Annotated in this window: 27 protein-coding genes and 1 pseudogene; 6 read left to right on the top strand and 22 right to left on the bottom strand. The window is 37.7% G+C overall.

Annotated features, from left to right (window positions below):
• Positions 1-11: 11 nt before the first annotated feature.
• From spoVAC to clpP, 6 genes are all read left to right on the top strand, one after another.
• Positions 12-488: a stage V sporulation protein AC gene (spoVAC, locus tag ACLBXA_RS10690; protein WP_000095399.1), complete on the top strand. Its 477-nt coding sequence runs from the start codon at positions 12-14 to the stop codon at positions 486-488.
• A complete protein-coding gene (gene spoVAD, locus ACLBXA_RS10685) occupies positions 489-1,505 on the top strand; it encodes a stage V sporulation protein AD (RefSeq protein WP_000938953.1) in 1,017 nt (338 codons plus the stop codon).
• Complete coding sequence (gene spoVAE, locus ACLBXA_RS10680; RefSeq protein WP_000575919.1) at positions 1,502-1,852, top strand: stage V sporulation protein AE; 351 nt, start codon at positions 1,502-1,504, stop codon at positions 1,850-1,852. The genes spoVAD and spoVAE overlap by 4 nt, the downstream gene beginning before the upstream one ends.
• Before the next feature lie 11 nt (positions 1,853-1,863).
• Positions 1,864-2,070 (top strand): DUF1657 domain-containing protein, encoded by a 207-nt coding sequence (locus ACLBXA_RS10675; RefSeq protein WP_000215916.1) that lies wholly within the window; start codon positions 1,864-1,866, stop codon positions 2,068-2,070.
• 20 nt (positions 2,071-2,090) lie between these two features.
• Positions 2,091-2,960 carry a DUF421 domain-containing protein gene (locus ACLBXA_RS10670; RefSeq protein WP_016099273.1) on the top strand — a complete coding sequence of 290 codons (870 nt, stop codon included), beginning with the start codon at positions 2,091-2,093 and terminating at the stop codon, positions 2,958-2,960.
• A gap of 240 nt (positions 2,961-3,200) precedes the next feature.
• A complete protein-coding gene (clpP, locus tag ACLBXA_RS10665) occupies positions 3,201-3,782 on the top strand; it encodes an ATP-dependent Clp endopeptidase proteolytic subunit ClpP (protein WP_001049162.1) in 582 nt (193 codons plus the stop codon).
• Between the two features lie 520 nt (positions 3,783-4,302).
• Here clpP and ACLBXA_RS10660 read toward each other — a convergent pair.
• From ACLBXA_RS10660 to ACLBXA_RS10555, 22 genes and pseudogenes are all read right to left on the bottom strand, one after another.
• Entirely contained in the window at positions 4,303-4,551 is a 249-nt protein-coding gene (locus ACLBXA_RS10660) for an HPr family phosphocarrier protein (protein ID WP_000250307.1), read from the bottom strand.
• 23 nt (positions 4,552-4,574) lie between these two features.
• A complete protein-coding gene (gene whiA, locus ACLBXA_RS10655) occupies positions 4,575-5,525 on the bottom strand; it encodes a DNA-binding protein WhiA (protein WP_000006563.1) in 951 nt (316 codons plus the stop codon).
• Between the two features lie 88 nt (positions 5,526-5,613).
• Complete coding sequence (locus tag ACLBXA_RS10650) at positions 5,614-6,567, bottom strand: gluconeogenesis factor YvcK family protein (RefSeq protein ID WP_000712185.1); 954 nt, start codon at positions 6,565-6,567, stop codon at positions 5,614-5,616.
• A 3-nt stretch (positions 6,568-6,570) separates the two neighbouring features.
• On the bottom strand, positions 6,571-7,452 hold the full coding sequence (rapZ, locus tag ACLBXA_RS10645; protein WP_000138458.1) for an RNase adapter RapZ: 882 nt from the start codon (positions 7,450-7,452) through the stop codon (positions 6,571-6,573).
• Positions 7,453-7,472: 20 nt separating this feature from the next.
• The gene (locus ACLBXA_RS10640; protein WP_001190080.1) at positions 7,473-7,931 is read right to left on the bottom strand and encodes an NUDIX hydrolase; all 459 of its coding nucleotides are present in this window, start codon (positions 7,929-7,931) and stop codon (positions 7,473-7,475) included.
• Between the two features lie 229 nt (positions 7,932-8,160).
• Positions 8,161-8,967 (bottom strand): DUF368 domain-containing protein, encoded by an 807-nt coding sequence (locus ACLBXA_RS10635; protein WP_000455196.1) that lies wholly within the window; start codon positions 8,965-8,967, stop codon positions 8,161-8,163.
• Positions 8,968-9,132: 165 nt separating this feature from the next.
• Positions 9,133-10,089: a thioredoxin-disulfide reductase gene (gene trxB, locus ACLBXA_RS10630; RefSeq protein ID WP_001288077.1), complete on the bottom strand. Its 957-nt coding sequence runs from the start codon at positions 10,087-10,089 to the stop codon at positions 9,133-9,135.
• An 85-nt stretch (positions 10,090-10,174) separates the two neighbouring features.
• Positions 10,175-11,686 carry a tetratricopeptide repeat protein gene (locus ACLBXA_RS10625; protein ID WP_000517718.1) on the bottom strand — a complete coding sequence of 504 codons (1,512 nt, stop codon included), beginning with the start codon at positions 11,684-11,686 and terminating at the stop codon, positions 10,175-10,177.
• Between the two features lie 139 nt (positions 11,687-11,825).
• Positions 11,826-12,338, bottom strand: coding sequence for an acyltransferase (locus ACLBXA_RS10620; protein ID WP_001255086.1), 513 nt, complete (start codon positions 12,336-12,338; stop codon positions 11,826-11,828).
• 33 nt (positions 12,339-12,371) lie between these two features.
• Positions 12,372-13,022, bottom strand: a complete 651-nt coding sequence (gene ppaX / locus ACLBXA_RS10615) for a pyrophosphatase PpaX (protein ID WP_001222403.1) — start codon at positions 13,020-13,022, stop codon at positions 12,372-12,374.
• A 67-nt stretch (positions 13,023-13,089) separates the two neighbouring features.
• Positions 13,090-13,902: a prolipoprotein diacylglyceryl transferase gene (gene lgt / locus ACLBXA_RS10610; RefSeq protein ID WP_000924241.1), complete on the bottom strand. Its 813-nt coding sequence runs from the start codon at positions 13,900-13,902 to the stop codon at positions 13,090-13,092.
• Between the two features lie 24 nt (positions 13,903-13,926).
• Entirely contained in the window at positions 13,927-14,856 is a 930-nt protein-coding gene (hprK, locus tag ACLBXA_RS10605; RefSeq protein WP_447617203.1) for an HPr(Ser) kinase/phosphatase, read from the bottom strand.
• Between the two features lie 156 nt (positions 14,857-15,012).
• Positions 15,013-15,393: a phage holin family protein gene (locus ACLBXA_RS10600; RefSeq protein WP_001267308.1), complete on the bottom strand. Its 381-nt coding sequence runs from the start codon at positions 15,391-15,393 to the stop codon at positions 15,013-15,015.
• Positions 15,394-15,504: 111 nt separating this feature from the next.
• Complete coding sequence (locus ACLBXA_RS10595; RefSeq protein WP_000394721.1) at positions 15,505-15,957, bottom strand: DUF4275 family protein; 453 nt, start codon at positions 15,955-15,957, stop codon at positions 15,505-15,507.
• A 58-nt stretch (positions 15,958-16,015) separates the two neighbouring features.
• Positions 16,016-18,892 carry an excinuclease ABC subunit UvrA gene (gene uvrA / locus ACLBXA_RS10590; protein WP_447617202.1) on the bottom strand — a complete coding sequence of 959 codons (2,877 nt, stop codon included), beginning with the start codon at positions 18,890-18,892 and terminating at the stop codon, positions 16,016-16,018.
• A 5-nt stretch (positions 18,893-18,897) separates the two neighbouring features.
• Entirely contained in the window at positions 18,898-20,874 is a 1,977-nt protein-coding gene (uvrB, locus tag ACLBXA_RS10585; protein WP_017763744.1) for an excinuclease ABC subunit B, read from the bottom strand.
• A 150-nt stretch (positions 20,875-21,024) separates the two neighbouring features.
• Positions 21,025-21,456 carry a DUF4362 domain-containing protein gene (locus tag ACLBXA_RS10580; RefSeq protein ID WP_000151993.1) on the bottom strand — a complete coding sequence of 144 codons (432 nt, stop codon included), beginning with the start codon at positions 21,454-21,456 and terminating at the stop codon, positions 21,025-21,027.
• 44 nt (positions 21,457-21,500) lie between these two features.
• The gene (locus tag ACLBXA_RS10575) at positions 21,501-22,121 is read right to left on the bottom strand and encodes a hypothetical protein (RefSeq protein WP_000025208.1); all 621 of its coding nucleotides are present in this window, start codon (positions 22,119-22,121) and stop codon (positions 21,501-21,503) included.
• Positions 22,118-22,879: a MerR family transcriptional regulator gene (locus ACLBXA_RS10570; protein ID WP_000260349.1), complete on the bottom strand. Its 762-nt coding sequence runs from the start codon at positions 22,877-22,879 to the stop codon at positions 22,118-22,120. Before ACLBXA_RS10570 ends, ACLBXA_RS10575 begins: the two co-directional genes overlap by 4 nt.
• Positions 22,880-22,978: 99 nt before the next feature.
• The gene (locus ACLBXA_RS10565; RefSeq protein ID WP_000524123.1) at positions 22,979-23,206 is read right to left on the bottom strand and encodes a hypothetical protein; all 228 of its coding nucleotides are present in this window, start codon (positions 23,204-23,206) and stop codon (positions 22,979-22,981) included.
• A gap of 17 nt (positions 23,207-23,223) precedes the next feature.
• A pseudogene (locus ACLBXA_RS10560) lies at positions 23,224-23,295 on the bottom strand (ATPase); the annotation flags it as partial.
• A gap of 57 nt (positions 23,296-23,352) precedes the next feature.
• Positions 23,353-23,550 (bottom strand): helix-turn-helix transcriptional regulator, encoded by a 198-nt coding sequence (locus tag ACLBXA_RS10555; RefSeq protein WP_071731503.1) that lies wholly within the window; start codon positions 23,548-23,550, stop codon positions 23,353-23,355.
• Positions 23,551-23,645: the final 95 nt, after the last annotated feature.

The raw sequence follows: 23,645 nt of genomic DNA, 5'->3' as shown, positions 1-23,645 counted from the left end.
GAAGGATTGCAATGTCTAGTAAAGATAAAAACTTAACCCCTGTACAACAGGAGTATAAAAAATTCGAACAAGAACGCGAACCGAAACGACCTGTCTTAAAAAATTGTATAAAAGCCTTTTTCGTTGGTGGTTTTATTTGCTTCATCGGACAACTCATTTCTACTTTTTACATCACATATTTTGATTTCACTGAACGTTCGGCAGGAAATCCAACCGTCGCAACTCTTATTTTCATTTCTATGTTACTAACTGGATTTGGTATATACGATCGTTTTGGGCAGTTTGCTGGTGCTGGTACAGCTGTACCTGTTACTGGATTTGGAAACTCCGTTATTGCAGCTTGTATCGAACACCGAACGGAAGGATTTGTTCTTGGTGTTGGCGGTAACATGTTTAAATTAGCTGGCTCTGTTATTTTATTTGGTGTATTTTCGGCTTTTGTCATCGCACTTATTAAAACGATTCTCGTTCAATGGGGAGGGCTATAAATGTTACAAGGACACCGAACGTGGGTATTTGAAAACAAACCCGTTATTATTTCAACAGGAGTCGTTGGTGGACCTTTTGAGGCAAAAGGGAAAATCCCAGAAGACTTCGATATCCTTCATGAAGATTTATGGCTCGGACAAGATTCCTATGAAAAAGCACATAAAATTTTATTCGAAGAAGCTTGTAGCCGGGCTACTGAAAAAGCAGAACTTCGTAAAGACGATATTCAATTCGTACTCGCAGGAGATTTAATTAATCAAATTACCCCTACAAGCTTTGCTTGCCGCACACTGGGCACTCCTTATCTCGGATTATTCGGGGCTTGTTCTACTTCCATGGAAGGTTTAGCACTTGGGGCAAGTATCGTAAACGCAAAGGGCGCAAAATATTTATTAACTGGTGCCTCAAGTCATAACACCGCTGTAGAAAAACAGTTCCGCTATCCTACCGAATACGGTGGACAAAAGCCGCCTACTGCACAGTGGACAGTAACCGGAGCAGGAGCCGCTATTTTAAGCGATACTGGGCACGGCCCTAGGGTAACATCTGCCACAATCGGACGAGTCGTTGATATGGGATTAACGGATCCGTTTAATATGGGAGGTGCAATGGCTCCAGCTGCCGTCGACACAATTGAAGCTCACTTACGCGAACGTCAAATTGATGCCTCTTACTACGATTTAATTGTAACAGGCGATCTCGGACATGTAGGACGCGAAATTGCTTATGACTTACTACATAAACACGGAACAAAAGTAATGAGCGAACAGTTTCAAGATTGCGGACTCCTCATTTATAGAGAAGGACAGCCTGTCATAGCCGGTGCTAGTGGACCAGGATGTTCCGCAACAGTCGTGTACGGTCATTTATTAAACCGAATGAAAAGAGGAGAGTTCAAAAAAATACTTGTCGTTGCGACAGGCGCTTTACTATCTCCACTTACATTCCAACAAGAAGAAACGATTCCGTGTATCGCTCATGCCGTTTCGATTGAATTTGGAGGTGCAACGCAATGATTTTTTTCTGGGCTTTCGTCATTGGCGGACTCATATGTGTAATCGGCCAACTTATGTTTGATGTCGGCAAACTAACACCCGCTCATACAATGGCAACACTCGTTGTTGCTGGAGCTATATTAGATGGATTTAATTTGTATGAGCCATTAATTGATTTCGCTGGAGCCGGGGCAACTGTACCTATTACAAGCTTTGGTAATGCCCTCGTTCATGGCGCAATGGAAGAAGCTGCAAAACATGGCATCGTTGGCGTTATTACCGGCATGTTTAAAGTAACGAGCGCCGGTGTATCAGCAGCTATTATTTTCGGCTTCATTGGAGCATTGTTATTTAAACCGAAAGGATAAGAGGTGTTTATATGACTGTTATCGCTAGCGTAAAAACTTGCCTTGCTAGTGTAAGAGGCGCTCAAGCAAGCTTAAGTTCCCTTTCACTAAATTCTACAGACGATGAAGCTAAACGCGTATTTCATGAATGTATGTTAGAAATGGACAGTGTCATCGCTGATTTACAGGATAGAGTTTCAGTATTAGAACGTGAAGAACCTCAATATAAAGGGTTTTAAGTAGACTGGAGGAAATAACTATGTCTCACCTACCGGAATGGACACTTGTCATCCTTCGCTCTGTATTCATATTAATTATTTTATTCACTATTACAAAGTGCTTAGGAAAAAGGCAAATCTCTCAGCTTTCCTTTTTTGAATACATAGCGGGAATGACAATCGGTGATATCGCTGCTCAAATAGCTACAGGGCTTGATCAAAAGTTTTTCCACGGTGTCTTTGCTATACTTATTTTCGCATCAGTACCCTTTTTTGTCGGAATTCTTTCCTTAAAAAACAAAACTGCTAGAGATTTTTTTGAAGGGAAGTCTACAGTTTTAATAAAGGATGGCAAAGTACTTGAGGATAATTTAAAGAAAGAGAAATATACAAGTGATGAGTTACTTGAACTTCTTAGAGGAAATGGTGCATTTAGTATAGCGGAAGTCGAATTTGCTGTCTTAGAACCGAGCGGAGAATTAAATGTATTATTAAAGAAAGATTCTCAGCCCATTACTGCAAAAGACCTTGGATTAAAAGTACCGAATGAAAAAGAACCGCAAACTGTTATTATGGATGGCAATGTCTTAGATGAACCTTTATCCTCTAGTGGACATAACCGCGCTTGGCTACATTCTGAACTAGAAAAGCTCGGTGTTGTTATTGAAAATGTCTTTCTCGGTCAAGTGGATTCATACGGACAACTTACTATCGACATTTACAATGACAAACTCCAAATGCCTTCTCCTCAAAACAAACCTTTATTATTAGCATCTTTAAAAAAATGTCATGCTGATCTTGAACTATTTTCCCTAGAAACAAAGTCGAAATCAGCAAGCGAAATGTATAGTAAAAACGCGAAACAAATCGAAAAGATTTTAAATAGAGTTACCTATCTTTTAAAAGACTAACTATCGAAAGAACGCTTCAGTTAAAAGGCGTTCTTTTCTTTTTTCTTCAGTTTTCATAACGTTTAAATTTATGGAATTCGGTTATGATGTTGAAGATACATAAGCAGGGAATTTCGAAAACATAGCGAATATTTCATGATACAACTACATATTTTTTTGATTTAAAGTGGTTTCGTTTGACCTTTATTGACCATAATTGTATTATAAGACTAAGAAAGCTTTAGAAGGAGGAAATAACAGATGAATTTAATTCCTACAGTAATTGAACAAACAAATCGTGGAGAACGCGCTTACGATATTTACTCTCGACTATTAAAAGACCGCATCATTATGCTTGGTAGTGCAATTGATGACAACGTAGCTAACTCAATCGTTTCCCAGCTTTTATTCTTGGAATCTCAAGATCCAGAAAAAGATATTCACATCTACATCAACAGCCCTGGTGGTTCTATCACAGCAGGTATGGCAATCTATGATACAATGCAGTTTATTAAACCACAAGTATCAACAATCTGTATCGGTATGGCAGCATCTATGGGTGCATTCTTACTTGCAGCAGGTGAAAAAGGAAAACGTTATGCACTTCCAAACAGTGAAGTAATGATTCACCAACCACTTGGTGGAGCACAAGGTCAAGCGACTGAAATCGAAATCGCTGCAAAACGTATCCTATTCTTACGTGAAAAACTAAACCAAATTCTTGCTGACCGCACTGGTCAACCACTTGAAGTACTACAACGCGACACAGACCGCGACAACTTCATGACAGCAGAAAAAGCTTTAGAATACGGTTTAATCGATAAGATCTTTACAAATCGTTAATAACTAAAAGCGGAAGCGGCTCATTCAGAATCGCAGGGCGATGGAGCACCTGATTCCGAGGCGCTTTTTGCCTCGAATGAAGGGCGAAACGACCGGAGATTCTAGCCGCTGGAGCTGGATATACTAAAAGCGGAAGCGGCTCGTTCAGAATGGGAGGAGGATGGAGCTTCTGACAAAGAGGTGCTTTTTACCTCGGCGGAAGAAGCGAAGCCACCGACCATTCTAGCCGCTGGAGCTGGATACATTTAAAGCGGAAGCGCCCTATAATTGGGCGCTTCTTTTATATATTGTTCCCCGCTCACATACCCCATCCAGTATCCCTCTAAATATATCAACGATTTTTCAATTATATCGAACAAAACTCAAATTATATCAACGATTTTTTTAATATATCAACGGTTCGACACAACATATCGATTTACCGACAATCTCCGACAAGGACAAACCAGCTAAATACCCCTCCCCGCTAATCCGCACAAACAACAAAACAAAAAAACTATCGCATATACGCGATAGCTCTTTATTGTACATATGCAGCTAATGCTTCTAAAGCCTCTTCTGCATCTGAACCTTCTGTTGTAATTGTTATCATGCTTCCAGTTCCAATTGCTAAGCTCATAATCCCCATTATGCTCTTTGCATTTACTGTCTTTCCATCTTTCTCAATGAAGATATCTGCATGAAAGCGATTTGCCTCTTGTACAAACAACGCAGCCGGACGTGCTTGTAAACCGTTTTTTAATGAAACCTGAACTCGTTTTTGAACCACAGCTCCATTTCCCCTTTAACCTCTTATTTTTTTGCTACCGTTTCCCCCGCGCGTAATTTCTCTGCAATTTCATCGATTTTACGCAAACGATGATTAATACCCGATTTACTAATTTTCCCCCCGGATACCATCTCACCTAACTCTTTCAATGTTACATCTTGATAATCTCTTCGTAGCTGCGCAATTTCTCGTAGTTTATCTGGCAATATATCAAGACCAACCGTCTCATCAATATAGCGGATATTTTCAATTTGCCTTAGCGCTGCACCAATTGTTTTATTTAAATTAGCTGTTTCGCAGTTCACTAAACGATTTACGGAATTACGCATATCACGTACGATTCTAATATCTTCAAATCTTAAAAGCGCATTATGAGCACCAATAATATTTAAAAATTCCGTAATTTTCTCCGCTTCTTTCAAATACGTAATGTACCCTTTTCTTCTTTCCAGCGTCTTACTATTTAAATCAAATCCGTTCATTAGTTCACATATAGCATCATTATGTTCCTTATATAACGAAAAGATCTCTAAATGATAAGATGATGTTTCTGGGTTATTTACTGAACCACCTGCTAAAAATGCACCGCGTAAATACGATCGTTTACAACACTTCTTCTCAATCAATTCTTGTGATATATTTCGAATAAATGAAAAGTCATCTCGCACGATATGAAGATCGGCTAATATTTCGCGAGACTTCTCAACAAGCCTTACGATATATACATTATTTTTCTTCAATCGCATTTTTTTACGAACAAGCAATTCTACCGTTACGTCATATCCCTTTTTCAAAAGCGTATAAATTCTTCTTGCAATTGCCGCATTTTCTGTTTGAATATCAATAGATAGACGACGGTTTGAAAAAGAAAGCGATCCATTCATTCGAAGTAACGCTGATAATTCAGCTTTTTCACAGCATTCCTTCATTTCAAGGTTCGTCAGCTCTTTCTTTGTTTCTGATGCAAATGACACAGTCAACACCTCCTTATACGATTATTATGGAACAAAATTCTTGTCCTATATGAATGAGGAGCGCTACCTCAAACGAGGCAACGCATATTTATAACAATGAATATAAAATCGAAGCTAACTTTAACGTATCATGCCTTACAACACGATCATCATACTTCGCTAATCCACCTTGAATGACATCAATATTATTTTCAGCAAAACGTTCTTCATCCACTACAACTGGTGTAGACATTTCTTCCTCATATAACTTACGTAATTCACAAGGAATATCACGGTTATTTACAATTGCAGTATTAATAAATGGTTGCCCTAAATGATCGTGTAAAGCCTGCACATGATCAAAAGCAGTATATCCCATCGTTTCACCCGCTTGTGTCATAACGTTACATACATACACCTTCTTCGCCTTTGCAGCAAGAACAGCATCCCCAATTTTATTAACAACTAAGTTGGGTAATATACTTGTATACAAACTTCCTGGACCGAAAACGAGTAAATCAGCTCGTTTAATCTCAGCCAAGGTTTCATGCAATGGCTCTACATCTTCTGGAGTTAAAAAGACACGATTAATCTTCTTTCCGTAATAAGGAATCTTTGATTCGCCTGTTACAATTTCTCCATCTTCAAGTTCCGCATGAAGTACCGCACTTTGATTCGCTGCTGGTAATACACGTCCTCTGACATTTAATACTTTACTTGTTTCCGTAATTGCATGGAAAAAGTCTCCTGTAATTGAGGTCATACCTGCCAACAATAGATTTCCTAACGCATGACCTTTCAGTCCGTCCCCTGTTGTGAAACGGTGCTGAAATAAAGCTTCCACCAGTGGCTCTACATCCGATAACGCAACAAGTACGTTACGGATGTCACCTGGAGGTGGAATTTCTAGCTCATCACGTAATCTACCTGAACTGCCACCATCATCAGCGATTGTAACAACTGCTGTAATATCAACAGGATATTGCTTTAATCCTCTTAATAAAACAGAGAGTCCAGTTCCGCCTCCCATGATAACAATTTTAGGCTTTCTCTCTTTTTTCATCCCTTAATGGCCCTTTCTCTTCTCCACATCACGATGAGATACATGAACACTATACTCTGGTTTCAAATGTTTCCCAAGGTATTCTGTAAGCGTAACAGAACGATGCTGTCCACCTGTACATCCAATTGCAATTACAAGTTGACTTTTGCCTTCTCTTTTATAATGAGGCAACATGAAAGTAATCAGATCCGTCAACTTCTCTAAAAACTTATGTGTCTCATTAAATTTCAGTACATACGAAGAAACTTCTTCATCTAGTCCTGTTAATGGCTTCATATGTGGAATGTAATATGGATTTGGTAAAAAACGAACATCAAATACTAAATCTGCATCAATTGGAATACCGTACTTAAATCCAAATGACATAACATTTACACGAAATGCTTGCTCAGTTTCTGTTGAGAACAAGTGAACAATTTTTTCACGTAATTCTTTCGGTTTTAAATCCGATGTATCAAGCACAATATTCGCTCGTGCCTTCATATCTGTTAATAAATCGCGCTCTGCTTCGATTCCCTTTAACGGCAAACCAGTTGGTGCAAGTGGATGCGAACGTCTCGTTTCTTTATAACGAGTTACAAGCGTACTATCTTTCGCATCTAAAAATAAAATATGAGGAATAATCCATGTACGTTCTGATAAATCATCAAGCGCTCCCCATAAATGTTCGAAAAACTCGCGGCCACGTAAATCAATACCAAGTGCCACTTTATTCATTTTCCCTTTTGAATCCGCCATAAGTTCAATAAACTTTGGCAATAACATCGGTGGCAAATTATCTACACAAAAATATCCTAAATCTTCAAAACTTTGTAAAGCTACTGTTTTTCCAGCTCCAGACATCCCTGTAATAATTACCATTTTTATATCATTATTCTCTGTCATCGTATCCTCTCCTTGACGGTTTAACTCGGATCTAATCGATATGAAAGCAACTCAAAATCTGGGGTATATACAAATGTACCGTAGATTATGCCATTTCCTTTAATTAAGTAATCAATAATGTGATAATCTCCTGGCGCCATTGCTAAATCATCAATTTTGTCAAATGTATGCCAACCAATGATGCCTTCTTCGCTCTCTAGTTTGTTTTCTCCTGCAAAATCTGTCGCTAAAAAGGAGAACATCATCCATTCAGAAACAACTTTATCACCTTCTTGGATGACAAAGGTGAAGACCCCCTTTAACGCTGGGTTTTTCAAATAAATACCTGTTTCTTCACGATACTCGCGAACAACGGAATCTCTTACAGTCTCACCACGCTCCATTTTCCCGCCTGGTGCAACCCACCAATTTCGGCGAGGTTTTTGGAGTAAGAGTACTTCATTATCTCTAATTAACACACAGTTTGTCACTCTTTGCATGTTTCTTCACCTCAGCTACTTGCAGTAAAATTCCTCACTGCATACTTCTTTCATTATACTATCAAAAACAGTTTGCTACAACGAAGGAGCCAGTCCTCTTTCGTTAAGCATATGCTACTCAACAATTTTAAAAAAGCTTTCTATAACAAGCAATGTAAATGCTTAGACTTTCAATGAATAGCATAAAAAATCCCCTTAACGATTTTTATCGCCAAGGGGATTAAAGCCTTTATTTCTTACCGAAATAAGTAACAATCGCAAATCCTAAAATAAAGGTAATAATCGAACTTATAATTGAAAATCCGCCAGTCGGAATCCCAGGGAACACAATTACAATCGAACCGATTACAAGTCCAATAATTGCCGCAAATGTCATACTTTTATAACGATCTAATAAAAAACTAATGCCTTTACTACTTACAACAAATCCGACCATAACACCAGCACCGATAACCACGATTAAAGGTAAATTAAGTGTAGTTAAAGCGTTAATTGCTGTTGGATACACACCAATAATTAATAAAATAAACGATCCACTAATCCCAGGAAGCAGCATGGCCATACTAGCCATCCATCCTGCGAAAAATAAACCAATTGCATTTAAAATTGTTAACGTCGTAATTGGATCTGCTGCCTTATCTGGTTTAAAGAAAGCTGTAATCGCAACAAGAATTGCTGCAACTATTAATAAAACAATGTGCTTACCTTTAAACGATGACTTTGCATCAGCTTCTCTCATTAACATCGGTAATATACTAATAATTAAACCGAGGAAGAAAAATTGAGTCGGTTCATAATGATTTGCAAGTAAATATTTAATAACGTGACTTAACGTTAAAAATGCTGCTGCCACACCAGCTGCAAGGGGAATTAAAAATCCTAAATGTTTTTTCCATTCACGACTAAAGAATCCACTAATTGCCGCAAGCAATTGTTCATAAATCCCTAACACAACAGCGATTGTACCGCCGCTCACACCAGGAATTAAATCACTAACGCCCATACAAAATCCACGATATATATTACGCCATTCCATACTGAATAAATTCCTCATTTCTTATAGTGATTTTTTCCGTAAAGTCCAGTATATCAATAAGAAAGCTTATAATCCTAATATTTTTTGACAAAATTTTGACATTTTCAAACAAAAAAAGAAGAAAGCTCCTGTCGGTAGCTTTCTTCTCACAAGGTATATTATCCCTTATTTTTCTGATACAGTTTTTAATTCCTCTAATAATTCTTCTACGTAATGTTGAGCACTTTGTGCTGCAATACTACCGTCACCTGTTGCAGTTACAATTTGACGAAGCATTTTTTCACGAACATCACCAGCTGCAAAAATACCAGGAATTTTCGTTTCCATACGTTCGTTCGTTTCAAGGTAACCATTTTCATTTGTAATACCTAGTTCAACAAATGGTTTTGATAATGGTAACATACCGATGTATACGAATACGCCGTCAGTTTTGACTTCTTTCTCTTCTCCACTGTTTACGTCGACAAGTGTTACACTTCCTACTTTACCACTTGCTTCGTTGATTTCTTTTATAGTATGGTTCCAAATGAAATCTACTTTTTCATTTTGGAAAGCACGGTCTTGTAAAATTTTCTGTGCACGAAGCGTGTCACGACGGTGAACAATCGTTACTTTTGATGCAAAGCGCGTTAAGAATACACCCTCTTCAACAGCAGAATCTCCGCCGCCAATTACGATAAGTTCTTTTTCTTTAAAGAATGCCCCGTCACATACTGCACAATATGATACACCACGGCCGCCAAGTTCTGTTTCACCCGGTACACCAATTTTTTTATACTCTGCACCGCTTGCAACGATAATTGCACGTGCTTTATATTCTTTTTTACCAGCAATAATTGTTTTGTATTCTTTACCATCGATGACTTCTTTCACATCACCGTATGCATATTCAGCACCAAATTTCTTCGCATGCTCAAACATTTTATTTGATAAGTCTGGTCCTAAAATAGACTCATAACCTGGGTAGTTTTCTACATCTTCTGTGTTTGCCATTTGGCCACCTGGAATACCACGCTCAAGCATTAATGTGCTTAAATTTGCACGAGATGTATATACTGCAGCTGTCATACCAGCTGGTCCTGCACCAATAATAACGACATCATAAATTTTTTCTTCTGACACACTATTCACTCCTATCCATTCCTACACAATTAAGTTACCCTCATTATACTGTTAGCATCATTTTTTTCCCAATGATTTGCTTATCTTATGTGTGCGTACGCTTAACAGCTTGCACATACTTTCGGACAGTCGCTACAGATACATTATATACATCTCCAAGCTCCGACTGTGTCATTTTATTTCCTTGTTCGCCGCGTACAATGTATTCAATCGCAGCTGACCAGCCGTACACATTTGTAAATATATCTCCAGATGTATATAAACGTATGAACGTACAAAACCAAAAGTGTAAACACTCTTCAATTAATTCATCATCTTTTTTCGTATAATTGTATAATGCATCCGCGATTCGTACGCACTGCTCAAATTGTTGTAAATCAGCTGGAATACTCTTATGACTATTAAGTAAAAAGAAGTAATTTGCAAGTTGTGATACGATGGGAACACCGTTCTTCGCTTGCGTTATATCAAAGAAGAATCCAACCTTCTCCGGCGTTGACAATTCATTCATTAAATATAAAGCCAGCATTTGTTCTTCTAACGTCGCACTTTGCTGAAATGATTTTCGTAATTCTTCAAATAGCAAACTTTGTCCTTCATCTGCTAAATTCAGCGCATTCCAGGGCTCTTTTCCTTTTTTATCAGGGTGCAATTCCACGACATGTTGCCACATTTTTTCAGCTAGTTGCTGATCTTTCACCATATAAGCAGAATATGCAAACCAATAATAAAAACTAACGTCTCCCTCGTATCCTTGACGCTTTAATAATTTGAACCATTTATATGCATGCTCGAAATAACCAATCGTTGCAAGTGTGGTTCCCAGTTTCAAACGATGTTCAAATGAAATCGGATATACTGAAACTAGCTGTCCCGCTAACGCTTCTACTTGTTTATGCTCTCCAATTGAATATAGAAAAATAAGCGTATTACAAAGCGCATGTATATTACCAGGATTTTTCTCTAAAATCATTTCTGTTAACTTCAGTGCCTTGTCTACATTACCAGATTGAAAATGTGCAATGGCTAAATTATTATGACCTGACCAAAATTCCGGATAATCTTTCGTAACAATTTCTAATGTAGCAATCGCTTCTTCCAATTGTCCATTACGAATATAACGATTCGCTTCTTCCTGCATAACAATTAAATCATCTTCATCTTCAATCTCTTCCGCACCCATTGCTTCTTCTTCCATAATCTCAAGAAGTTCTAATGTATCTTCTACGAATTCCTTCTCTTTTGCAAATTCTAAATAGCGATCCGCATATTTCTTCGCCTGTTGAAATAACCCCATATATGCATAATTATTTGCAATAAAATAATAGCACTGTTCAAGTTCTGGATTAGATCTAACTAACTTTAAGAAGATTTGATTCGATTCTTGATATTCACCAGCCTCAGATAATACTGATGCTAATTGACATAAAATAAACGGCTCCTTCTCACTTTGTGCCGCTCTTCGAAAATATTTAATTGCATCTTGCAATTTTTGCCCTTTGTAAGCTCTCATCCCTTTTTTATAAAAGAAGTCCGCTAGCTGATTAAAAGAGATAACTTGTCCGTTCTCCTTATATATTCTTTGATTTTTCCCCATATATCCTCCAGTTTTTTGTTTTCTTCGTTCACACATTCTTCTATCTATAAGTATACACGATTCCGTAAAAAACAAAACAGTATATTCTACTCAATTATTTCCTTTTTATTCATAAAAAAAGAAGAGAAATGTTACATTTTCACCATGAACCTTCTCTTGCGGTCATTTGCTCTTTCGTATAAATAATACGCATTGGATTTCCACCTACGAAAGCTCCGCTCGGTACATCTCTATGAACAAGTGTGCCAGCTGAGACAGTCGCACCATCTCCAATTTTCACACCTGGTAATATTGTTACATTCGCTCCAATCATCACTTCATTTCCAATGATGATTTCCCCAAGTCGATATTCACGAATTAAATATTCATGTGCTAAAAGCGTTGTGTTATAACCAATAATCGAATTCTCTCCCACAGTTATCTTTTCTGGGAACATAATATCCGGCATTACCATAAGTGCAAATGATGTTTTCTTTCCTACTTTCATCCGTAAAAAAGTACGGTACAACCAATTCTTCACAGATAAAAATGGCGTGTAACGCGCAATTTGGATAATAATAAAGTTTTTCATTACCTTCCAAAAAGACACTGTTTTATACACATTCCATAATGAATTTCCTCCTGAAACAGGATAGCGCGTTGTCCGTCGCACTTAGCTCGCTCCTCTACTAACTTACTTGGACCTTTATGAACGGTTCATATTAGACAAAATCGGTAGCAAATCACTCATTTTATCTAGCATAAAGTCCGGCTTGTAAGCTTCTAAATACGCTCTACCTTTCAACGTCCATGAAACCGCAGCTGTTTTCGTCCCCGCATTTTGACCACCGACAATATCATGATGATTATCCCCAACCATCAATGCCTCTTCTGGTTTTGCATCTAATAATTCAAGCGCTTTTTGAAGTGGCTCTGGATGTGGTTTCACATGCTCTACATCATCAATTGTCACGACAACATCAAAAAATTCATCAAGCTTTGACAACTGTAATCCCATCTCAACGGTTTGTCTCGCTTTCGTTGTAACAATACCAACTTTATAACCTTGCTTCTTCAACTCTCGAACTGTTTCATATACAGTTTCATATTCTTCTACTAATTCATCATGATGATCATGGTTAAATTCGCGATAGCTTGTAATCATCTCTTCAACCTTACTTTCATCAATCTTGCTGAAAGTATCATGCAAAGATGGACCGATAAATGGCAACACATCTTCACGCTTATATTGATTTGGATAATATGTATTTAAAGTATGTAAAAAAGAAGAAATAATAAGTTCGTTTGTATTAATTAAAGTTCCATCTAAATCAAATAACACTGTATTTATTCTCATTGCCTTAGTCCTTTCGCTTTCCTGAATATGAAAGAAGCAGCATCTTACAATAAGATGCTACTTTTCTCTAATTTTCCGAATATCTTTTATCAGCTTGCCCCATTTTTCGTCTCACAATAATGAAAATAATAGAAATAACAACAAGTCCAATTGACATTACTTGTGCAATGCGAAGTGGTCCTAGCATTAAACTATCTGTACGTAAGCCTTCTACGAAGAAGCGTCCTACTGAATACCAAATTAAATATGTGAAGAATAATTCCCCGCGGCGTAAATTCACTTTTCTTAATGCAAGTAGTAAAATTACACCTACAAAATTCCATAATGATTCATATAAAAACGTCGGATGATAGTACACACCCTCAATATACATTTGATTAATAATGAAATCTGGTAAATGAAGACCTTCTAAAAACTGTCTCGTTACTTCATCACCATGTGCCTCTTGGTTCATAAAGTTTCCCCATCGGCCAATTGCTTGTCCTAGTAAAATACTTGGCGCAGCAATATCCGCCAACTTCCAGAATGAAACCCCGCGTCGCTTTGCAAAAAGAATTCCGGTAATAACCGCTCCGATTAAACCACCATGAATCGCCAAGCCACCTTGACGAATATTAATAATTTGACTCGGGTTTTGCGCGTAATATTCCCATTCAAAAATAACATAATACATTCTCGCAAATAGAATAGCGATCGGTACTGCAATTAATACAAGGTCAACAAATGTATCTTTTGGAATACCTAGCCTTTCTCCCTCGCGAGTTGCTAGCCAAAGACCTAATAGCACACCTGTACCGATAATAATCCCGTACCAATAAACAGGAAACGGCCCAAGTTGGACAGCTACGCGGTCAAGCTGCGGTACAGAACCTAACAGCATATGTATGACCTCCCTCTCCAATGTTTACTCCTGATTCCCTAACTCAATCGCACTCATTAATCGTTCTGAGAACTGCTGTGCTGCATTGACTCCCATACGCTTTAAACGGAAGTTCATCGCTGCTACTTCAATAATAACAGCCAAGTTTCGACCAGGACGAACCGGAAGTGTAATCTTCGTAAGTTCTGTATCAATAATTTTCATCTTCTCTTCATCAAGACCTAAGCGATCATAATTTTTCTTTTGATCCCAAATTTCAAGATTAATAACAAGTGTAATACGCTTATAATTTCGCACTGCCCCTGCACCGAATAACGTCATAACGTTAATGATACCTAGACCACGAATTTCTAATAAATGCTCAATTAAATCTGGTGAGCTTCCTACTAATGTGTCTTCATCTTCTTGGCGAATTTCTACACTATCATCCGCAACAAGGCGATGGCCACGCTTCACAAGTTCAAGAGCTGTCTCACTTTTACCAACACCACTTTGACCTGTAATTAAAACACCAACACCGTAAATATCCACTAATACACCATGAACAGCAGTTGTTGGTGCTAGCTTACCTTCTAAATAATTGGTTAAACGACTTGATAATCTCGTTGTCGTTTGAGAAGAACGTAATAAAGGCATGCCTGATTCACGTGATGCTTGTAATAACTCATCTGGTACATCTTGATTACGAGTTATAATAATACATGGCGTCTCCTCGGTACAAAGCGCTTTCATTCTCTCTTGTTTTTGTTCTGTCGTTAACGTATCAAAGAACGTAAGCTCCGTTTTTCCAAGAAGCTGCACGCGATCAGCTGGATAATATGTAAAGAATCCTGCCATTTCAATTCCAGGTCGTGATAAATCACTTGTATCAATCGGACGATGAATTCCTTTCTCACCACTTATTAACTCCAATTGAAATTGTTCAATTAAATCTTTTGTCCTTACTTTTGGCATATGTATAAACCTCCACTCCGCTGCGGGTTCAGTCTCGTTTGATGTAAAATTCCATTCTACCGGATATTGTACCATTTTTTTCTGGAAACAAGAAATACGGTTTCTGATAAATAGAAAAAAACATTTCATACGAATAATGAAATGTTTTTCTTTTTGTCATTTTCTCTTTTTTTCATATAGAGGTTCCACAATTGCCTTTTCAATAATCATATTAAAAATTGAAATACAAATTGCCGCAACAATCGCTACACCAAATCCTGATATATTAAAAGCATCTCCTAATAATGAATCTGCTATTTTTAACGTAATCGCATTAATAACAATTAAGAAGAAGCCGAAAGTTACAACAGTAATTGGTAGCGTAATTAAAATTAAAAACGGCTTTACGAACACATTTAAAACAGCCAAAATAATACTCGCAATAATTGCAGTTTGTATATTTGCTACGTAAAACGCGTCTGGTGCAATCCCTTTTAAAAGTCCCGATACAGCGATTAACACAACGCTATTTACAAGAAGTGATACAATCCATCTCATTTTCTTACACATCCTTTTAACATATATATTTCATCATACGCTAATAGACAATAAACGCAAGTATCATACAAATACTTATACCAACTTATTCTACTCTTCACGCTTGTATACCTACCAACATTTCTTTGTGAAATAGGGACCACACCATCTATGTTCATGAGTTTTTACAAAAGTCCAGGTGAAATCTTTATCTACAATATAGATATCACCTTTATACGCATCATCTGTCTCACACAATGTATCATCCATATGTAATAAACTCGCATCCTTTATTAATAGTACCTCATCACAGTGTTGGTAGAAAATGTAGCACTCCTTTTTCACTTCATTATGAAACGCGCTCTCTGCTTCTATTCCTTCTAAGCACTTCTTTTTCTCATAACTAAATATGTGCCAAAGATATCCACATACATACTTATCTCCGTAAAAAAAAATGTCTTCTTTTTCTTCATCACTTAAATGGTTTGCAAAGTTATTCTCCCAGCGCTTCCGAAAATATACACCCCACTTTTGGAACTTTCTTACCTTCATATTCTTCTTTCGCAACACATCTAAAAACTCCATCATCTCCCCCTATACAATAAAAACCGAGTGTCATTTCCACCCGGTTTTATTCATACACTTATTGCGATAACTCTACTTCTTTTATTTTCTCTTTCATTCTTGCTTTATCACGATTTAAAATCTCTTTTAAATACTTACCAGTATACGAGCGCTCTTCTTTTACTACTTGCTCTGGCGTGCCAGAAGCAACGATTTGTCCACCTTTATCTCCGCCCTCTGGTCCAAGGTCAACAATATAATCAGCTGTTTTTATCACATCTAAATTATGTTCAATTACAAGTACCGTCTCACCGCTCTCAACAAGGCGTTGCAGCACTTCTAGAAGACGCGCGATATCATGTGCATGCAAACCAGTCGTTGGCTCATCTAAAATGTATAACGTACGACCTGTAGAACGGCGGTGTAATTCAGAAGCTAATTTCACACGCTGCGCTTCACCACCAGATAAAGTCGTAGCTGGTTGCCCTAATTTCATATAACCAAGCCCAACATCTACAAGCGTTTGAAGTTTACGCTTAATTTTAGGAATATTGGCGAAGAATTCTACTCCATCTTCAATTGTCATCCCTAACACTTCAGAAATATTCTTATCTTTATATTTCACTTCTAACGTTTCACGGTTGTAACGTTTACCGTGACAAACTTCACACGGAACGTATACATCTGGTAAGAAGTGCATTTCGATTTTAATAATTCCATCTCCACGGCACGCTTCACAACGGCCACCTTTTACGTTAAAGCTGAAACGTCCTTTTTGATATCCGCGCACTTTAGCTTCGTTCGTTTGTGCAAACACATCACGAATATCATCGAATACACCTGTGTACGTCGCTGGATTAGAACGTGGTGTACGACCAATTGGTGACTGGTCAATATCAATTACTTTATCTAAATGTTCAAGACCTTTAATCTCTTTATGAGTACCTGGCTTCGCTTTCGCTTTATATAACTTTTGCGCTAACGATTTATATAGTACTTCATTAATCATCGTACTTTTACCTGATCCAGATACACCTGTTACCGCTACAAACGTACCGAGTGGGAATGACATTTTTGCATTCTTTAAGTTATTCTCTTTTGCGCCGACAATCTCCACTTTACGTCCGGCACCTTTACGTCTTTCAAGTGGAACTGGAATAAACTCTTTACCGCTTAAATATTTTCCTGTTAACGAATTATCATCTTGCATCACTTCAGCTGGTGTCCCTGCCGATACAACTTGCCCACCGTGAATACCTGCACCCGGTCCGATATCAAGTAAATAATCAGCAGCCATCATCGTATCTTCATCATGCTCAACAACGATTAATGTATTACCTAAATCGCGCATTTCTTGCAACGTACGAATAAGACGATCGTTATCGCGCTGATGTAAACCGATAGAAGGCTCATCAAGAATGTAAAGTACGCCAGTAAGACGAGAACCAATTTGCGTCGCTAAACGAATACGCTGCGCCTCACCACCTGATAAAGTTCCTGCGGCACGACTTAACGTTAAATAATCTAAACCGACGTTCACTAAGAACCCAACGCGCTCTTGGATTTCTCTTAAAATTAAATGAGCTATTTTTTGTTGTTTCTCCGTTAGCTCTACATTCGAGAAAAATTCTTGTACTTCTTGAACTGAATACTTCGTTACGTCAGCAATCGTTTTATCACCAACAAAAACAGCTAAACTCTCAGGCTTTAAGCGGCCGCCTTTACACTTCGGACAAGCTTGTTCTGCCATATACTTTTCCATTTGCTCACGAATGTAATCAGAACTCGTTTCACGATAACGACGTTCAATGTTTGGAATAACACCTTCAAATAAAATCTCATTTTCCTTTACTTGACCGAATTCATTTACATAGCGGAAATAAACTTTCTCTTCACCGCTTCCGTACAACACTTTATCAAATAAATCTTTCGGTATATCTTTCACAGGCACATCCATATCAACGCCGTAATGATTACATACAGATTGTAAAAGCTGTGGGTAATATTGTGAGCTTGTCGGTTCCCATGGAGCAATCGCATGTTCATTTAATGATAAATCCCAGTTCGGAATAACAAGTTCTAAATCTACCTCTAGCTTTGAACCAAGTCCATCACAAGAAGGACATGCTCCGAATGGACTGTTGAATGAGAACATACGCGGCTCTAATTCTCCGATTGAAAAACCACAATGCGGACAAGCATGATGTTCACTAAATAGAAGTTCCTCTTCTCCCATTACATCGATTAACACTCGGCCTCCGCCAAGCTTTAATGCACTTTCAAGTGAATCAGCAAGACGGCTTGCGATTCCTTCTTTTACAACAATACGGTCAATTACAACTTCAATGGAATGCTTCTTATTTTTATCTAACGTAATCTCTTCAGACACATCAAGCATTTCACCATCAACACGTACACGAACATACCCTTGCTTCTTAATATCTTCAAGTACTTTCACATGCACTCCTTTACGCCCAGACACGATAGGCGCTAACACTTGCAATTTCGTACGCTCAGGATATTCAAGAACACGGTCTACCATCTGCTCGACTGTTTGTGATGTAATTTCAATCCCATGATTCGGACAAATTGGCGTACCAATTCGTGCAAATAATAAACGTAAATAATCATAAATCTCCGTCACTGTTCCGACAGTTGAACGTGGATTACGACTCGTCGTTTTTTGATCGATTGAAATCGCCGGTGACAATCCTTCAATCGTATCTACATCCGGCTTATCCATTTGTCCTAAAAACTGGCGCGCATACGCAGATAACGATTCTACATATCTGCGCTGCCCTTCTGCATAAATCGTATCAAATGCTAATGATGATTTCCCCGAACCAGACAATCCCGTTACAACGACAAGCTGATTTCTCGGAATGGTTACATCAATATTTTTTAAGTTATGTGCTCTAGCACCTTTTACAACGATAAAATCCTTGCTCTTACTCACTCTTTTCACCCTTCCGCTTTTAATTCTAATAGTAAATCTCTTAGTTCAGCTGCACGCTCGAAGTCTAACGCTTTTGCTGCTTCTTTCATCTCTGCTTCCATCTTCGCAATTGTCTTTTCGCGCTCTTTTTTCGTCATTTTCTTAGCAGGAGTTGCTTCGTATGTTTCTGTCTCTTCAGCCGCTGTCGTTGCACGGATTACATCACGAACACCTTTTTGAATCGTTTTCGGCGTGATACCATGCTCTTCATTGTAAGCTTCTTGTATAGTACGACGACGCTGCGTTTCTTCAATTGCAATTCCCATCGATCTCGTTATGCGATCTGCGTACATAATAACGCGGCCGTTTTCATTACGCGCCGCACGACCAATCGTTTGAATTAACGAACGTTCTGAACGCAAGAACCCTTCCTTATCAGCATCTAAAATCGCTACAAGTGATACTTCTGGAATATCTAATCCTTCTCGTAATAAGTTAATACCGACAAGTACATCAAACTTACCAAGGCGAAGGTCACGGATAATTTCAATACGTTCTAACGTTTTAATTTCAGAGTGAAGATAGTTCACTTTAATTCCTACATCTTTTAAGTAATCCGTTAAATCCTCTGACATTTTCTTCGTTAAAGTCGTAATTAGTACACGTTCATTTTTTGCAATACGATCTTGAATTTCTCCTAATAGATCGTCAATTTGACCTTCAATAGGTCGTATATCGATTGGTGGATCTAAAAGCCCTGTTGGACGAATAATTTGTTCTATTACTTCTGGTGACTGCTCTAACTCATACGGTCCTGGCGTCGCCGAAACGTAAATAACTTGATTTGTTTTCTCCTCAAACTCATCAAACATGAGCGGTCTATTATCTAAAGCTGACGGCAGACGGAATCCATGATCCACAAGCACTTGCTTACGTGCTTGGTCCCCGTTATACATCGCTCTTACTTGTGGCACTGATACGTGCGACTCATCCATAACAATTAAGAAATCTTTCGGGAAATAATCTAATAACGTATACGGCGTTGCACCCGCTGGACGAAGTGTTAAATGACGGGAATAGTTTTCAATCCCTGAACAAAAGCCCATCTCGCGCATCATTTCTAAATCATAACGTGTACGTTGCTCTATACGCTGTGCTTCTAGCAACTTACCGTTATCATTTAATTCCTTTAAACGCTCTTCTAATTCTTTTTCGATATTTTCAATAGCGACCTTCATTTTCTCTTCACGTGTAACGAAGTGAGATGCTGGGAAGATTGCTACATGATCACGTTCTGCTAATACTTCACCTGTTAACGCATTTACTTCACGAATACGATCAATTTCATCGCCGAAAAATTCAATCCGAATACAATGCTCATCAAGTGATGCTGGGAAGATTTCAACTACATCTCCGCGCACACGGAATGTACCACGCTTGAAATCAATATCATTACGTCCATACTGTACATCAACAAGTTCACGAAGCAATTGATTGCGGTCCTTCTCCATACCAACTCGAAGTGACACAACTAACTCGCGGTATTCTTCAGGAGAACCTAAACCATATATACACGATACACTCGCAACGATAATTACATCGTCCCGTTCAAATAATGCAGACGTTGCCGAGTGACGCAATTTATCAATTTCATCATTAATCTGCGCGTCCTTTTCAATAAACGTATCTGTTTGTGGTACATACGCTTCTGGCTGATAATAATCGTAATAACTAACAAAATATTCAACTGCATTATTCGGGAAAAAGTCTTTTAGCTCACTATATAACTGACCTGCTAATGTTTTATTGTGAGCCATGACAAGTGTTGGCTTTTGCACTTCTTTAATGACATTTGAAATCGTAAATGTCTTACCCGTTCCTGTCGCTCCAAGCAACACTTGCTTTTTCTTTCCACTATTAATTCCCTCTACAAGCTTCTCTATAGCTACCGGCTGATCACCTTGCGGGGAATACGCTGAGACAATTTCAAATTGACGTTCCAAGAAAATCCGACCTCCTCATAAAAATCTGTATTATTATTTTACCACGAATACCTATAAAAAACCTAAAAAAACGAACAGATATTCGGTAAAGTTTTCGACAATATACACATAGAAAAAGGAAGGAGTAAATACTTCCTTCCTCTACTAACTCTATTTTTTAGGTACATATACTAAGTCATATCCATTGCGCCCATTTTCATTCACACAGTCTATTAACCTATAAGCCGTTTGCGATTCACGCTGCTCTTTAACAATCCTTTTACAGCTATCTTTATATAACCTTTTATCCTCACCAGCAAATTTGTCTTGTCTACTATCTAACACATAAAGGATATCTTTCCCACTATGCTCTAACGTTTGAAAAACCGGGTCACCTTCATCGGTATACTGTACAATTCTTATTTCATCAACTTTCCCTTGTTCCACATTCCAAACGAACTGCTCGAATTTATCTAGATTGGAAATCCTGGTTCCCTTTACAATGACATCATTCTTCTTGTTAATTGTAGTGTTAGATGGTGCACATGCTACTAAACTAAAGAGAAATAGACATATAAAACTGATTCTTTTTCCTATTGTCATCCTCTCCTATAAAAATTATTTGTATACCCAAAAGCTACTTTCAACTATGAAAGTAGCTTTTCTTTTCCTTTCTCCTTCTTCGGAAAAATCACATATGAAAATGAAATCGCTGTATCAACTAAAAATATAATTGCCCACACTTGGCTCACGCGACTTGCAGCTTTATTTAAAACGATTCCCGATTCTAACCAATTACCCCATTGTTCAAACGAAATAAATCCATACGCAAAGAAAAAGAATATGTGCACACCAACGAATAAAACAAGATGTAATACCCAATTTTTTATTTCCTGCTTCGCATAGGCCATACCTGTTAATTCTACGTGCTCTTCCATAATTGGCGCTGGTTCATTACGCCATTTCGCAACTAGCTTTTGCGCAAATATATCCAGCTTCTTCAAATCCTTTTTCCCGTAGAAAACTGCATACAATAAAATAATTACAGTAATGATTTGAAAATTAGAGAACTTTCCTGTTTGATAATAGTCCACTACCCCTAATGTTAAAATAAACACTTCATTTACGAGGAGTACAATCCCCATAATAAAGCTCGCCTTTTTCAAACGGAATCCGTAACGGAGTAAAAAGAAACCGATAGCTGATAACCAAAATACAATTTCTGCCCCAATTAAAAAATACCAACGATATTCTGCGAGTATACTCATTTATCCTTCTCCTTTTCATCATAAATACGAAAAGCTTCATCCATATATATTAAAAGTTCTTCTTCAATTGGATACATGCTCATTTTCTGTGAATCTTCCTTCGATTTTCTAACTTCCCATAACTTATCTAAAAATGCTTCGTCACCATTAGCCATTTCTAAACACTTCTGCATTAATTTTTTCGTTGCCCCTTGTACCTCATCATTAGCAGCTTCTTTACCTTCCTTCATAAAAGTACGGAATTGCTTTAATAAATCTACCCATTCTAAAACATTCGGATCTTCTTCACTCATATTCGGCAAATTGTGAAGCAACTTTTGTTCTTCCTTTGAAAACACTTCATTTTGGAATATTTCACGTATACGAGGAGACTGTTTCGAAAGCTGAATAAGTTCAAACATAACTTTCCAATCAAGATCTCCCTCCACATCTACCGAATAAACAACAGCTTGTAAAACACGCTCCATTCGATTAAATTTCTTTTGTTCTTCCTGTACAAACCGAAGTTGTTTTTCAAGAGAATCCTTTAAGTTAAGCTCACCTTTTACTAACATATTCGCAGCCTCTTTTAATGAAAATCCCATTTCCTTTAAAAATAAAATTTGTTGCAGCCTTATTACGTCAACTTCACTATATAAACGATGCCCACCTTCTGTTTTCCCGCTCGGCTTTAACAAATCTATTTGATCGTAATAACGTAATGTACGTACTGTAACCCCTGTTTCTCTCGTCAATTCTTGTATTGAAATCACTACCATCACCTCTTCCCCTTCATTATAAAAGATGACGTTACGTAACTTTCAAGTAATTTGTAAAAAAATACAAAAAGCTGTTTATACAAAGTGTATAAACAGCTTTTATGGAAATAACCCCTTTTGTATGGCGCGCCCACAAAATAAAATAAGTGCTCCAACAACAACACTCGTTGCTGTTTTATGATAATGAGCTGAAACTAATAAATAATATGATAAACCGACAGTACCGAGCATAATACAAATACTTGGCACTGGATTACGAGAGAAGTTCTGCATTCCCCAAAACAAAGCAAAAATAGCCGTAGCGACACATAATACCGGTAATCCCATCCCAGTTCCCCTTTTTTCTATCTATTCCTTGTTGCTAACACGCTCGTTGATGCGATACTTATCAATAAACCAAAACCAATCCTTATATATTTAAACGTTTAATCTAATTGAAATCTCTCAAACTTATCATTTATTTTCTTTCTCCCTTACTTCAGCGTAAAGATTTCCTCCACCTTCACTCCAAAATACTTGGCGATTTTTAAGGATAACTCTAGACTCGGATTGTAATGATGATTTTCAATCGCCACTATCGTCTGCCGCGTCACCTGCATCGCCTTTGCCATTTCAACTTGTGTTATATGATTTTGCTTTCTTAACTCTTTTATTTTATTTTTCACACCCATAGGATCCACCTTCAAAAGTAAAGATATCTTTACTTAAATTATAAATATTTTCCAGCAACAAGTAAAGATATCTTTACAAATTTTAGAAAAACATT

This window comes from Bacillus sp. D48C, from assembly GCF_053345735.1.
This window is presented reverse-complemented; position numbering and strand designations above follow the sequence as displayed.

Bases quoted from the DNA above. Each gene is read 5' to 3' on its own strand.
- spoVAC (WP_000095399.1), top strand. From the start codon at position 12: ATGTCTAGTAAAGATAAAAACTTAACCCCTGTACAACAGGAGTATAAA.
- spoVAD (WP_000938953.1), top strand. From the start codon at position 489: ATGTTACAAGGACACCGAACGTGGGTATTTGAAAACAAACCCGTTATT.
- spoVAE (WP_000575919.1), top strand. From the start codon at position 1,502: ATGATTTTTTTCTGGGCTTTCGTCATTGGCGGACTCATATGTGTAATC.
- ACLBXA_RS10675 (WP_000215916.1), top strand. From the start codon at position 1,864: ATGACTGTTATCGCTAGCGTAAAAACTTGCCTTGCTAGTGTAAGAGGC.
- ACLBXA_RS10670 (WP_016099273.1), top strand. From the start codon at position 2,091: ATGTCTCACCTACCGGAATGGACACTTGTCATCCTTCGCTCTGTATTC.
- clpP (WP_001049162.1), top strand. From the start codon at position 3,201: ATGAATTTAATTCCTACAGTAATTGAACAAACAAATCGTGGAGAACGC.
- ACLBXA_RS10650 (WP_000712185.1), bottom strand. From the start codon at position 6,567: ATGAAAAAAGAGAGAAAGCCTAAAATTGTTATCATGGGAGGCGGAACT.
- rapZ (WP_000138458.1), bottom strand. From the start codon at position 7,452: ATGACAGAGAATAATGATATAAAAATGGTAATTATTACAGGGATGTCT.
- ACLBXA_RS10640 (WP_001190080.1), bottom strand. From the start codon at position 7,931: ATGCAAAGAGTGACAAACTGTGTGTTAATTAGAGATAATGAAGTACTC.
- ACLBXA_RS10635 (WP_000455196.1), bottom strand. From the start codon at position 8,967: ATGGAATGGCGTAATATATATCGTGGATTTTGTATGGGCGTTAGTGAT.
- ACLBXA_RS10625 (WP_000517718.1), bottom strand. From the start codon at position 11,686: ATGGGGAAAAATCAAAGAATATATAAGGAGAACGGACAAGTTATCTCT.
- ppaX (WP_001222403.1), bottom strand. From the start codon at position 13,022: ATGAGAATAAATACAGTGTTATTTGATTTAGATGGAACTTTAATTAAT.
- lgt (WP_000924241.1), bottom strand. From the start codon at position 13,902: ATGCTGTTAGGTTCTGTACCGCAGCTTGACCGCGTAGCTGTCCAACTT.
- hprK (WP_447617203.1), bottom strand. From the start codon at position 14,856: ATGCCAAAAGTAAGGACAAAAGATTTAATTGAACAATTTCAATTGGAG.
- ACLBXA_RS10600 (WP_001267308.1), bottom strand. From the start codon at position 15,393: ATGAGATGGATTGTATCACTTCTTGTAAATAGCGTTGTGTTAATCGCT.
- ACLBXA_RS10595 (WP_000394721.1), bottom strand. From the start codon at position 15,957: ATGGAGTTTTTAGATGTGTTGCGAAAGAAGAATATGAAGGTAAGAAAG.
- ACLBXA_RS10580 (WP_000151993.1), bottom strand. From the start codon at position 21,456: ATGACAATAGGAAAAAGAATCAGTTTTATATGTCTATTTCTCTTTAGT.
- ACLBXA_RS10575 (WP_000025208.1), bottom strand. From the start codon at position 22,121: ATGAGTATACTCGCAGAATATCGTTGGTATTTTTTAATTGGGGCAGAA.
- ACLBXA_RS10570 (WP_000260349.1), bottom strand. From the start codon at position 22,879: ATGGTAGTGATTTCAATACAAGAATTGACGAGAGAAACAGGGGTTACA.
- ACLBXA_RS10565 (WP_000524123.1), bottom strand. From the start codon at position 23,206: ATGGGATTACCGGTATTATGTGTCGCTACGGCTATTTTTGCTTTGTTT.
- ACLBXA_RS10555 (WP_071731503.1), bottom strand. From the start codon at position 23,550: ATGGGTGTGAAAAATAAAATAAAAGAGTTAAGAAAGCAAAATCATATA.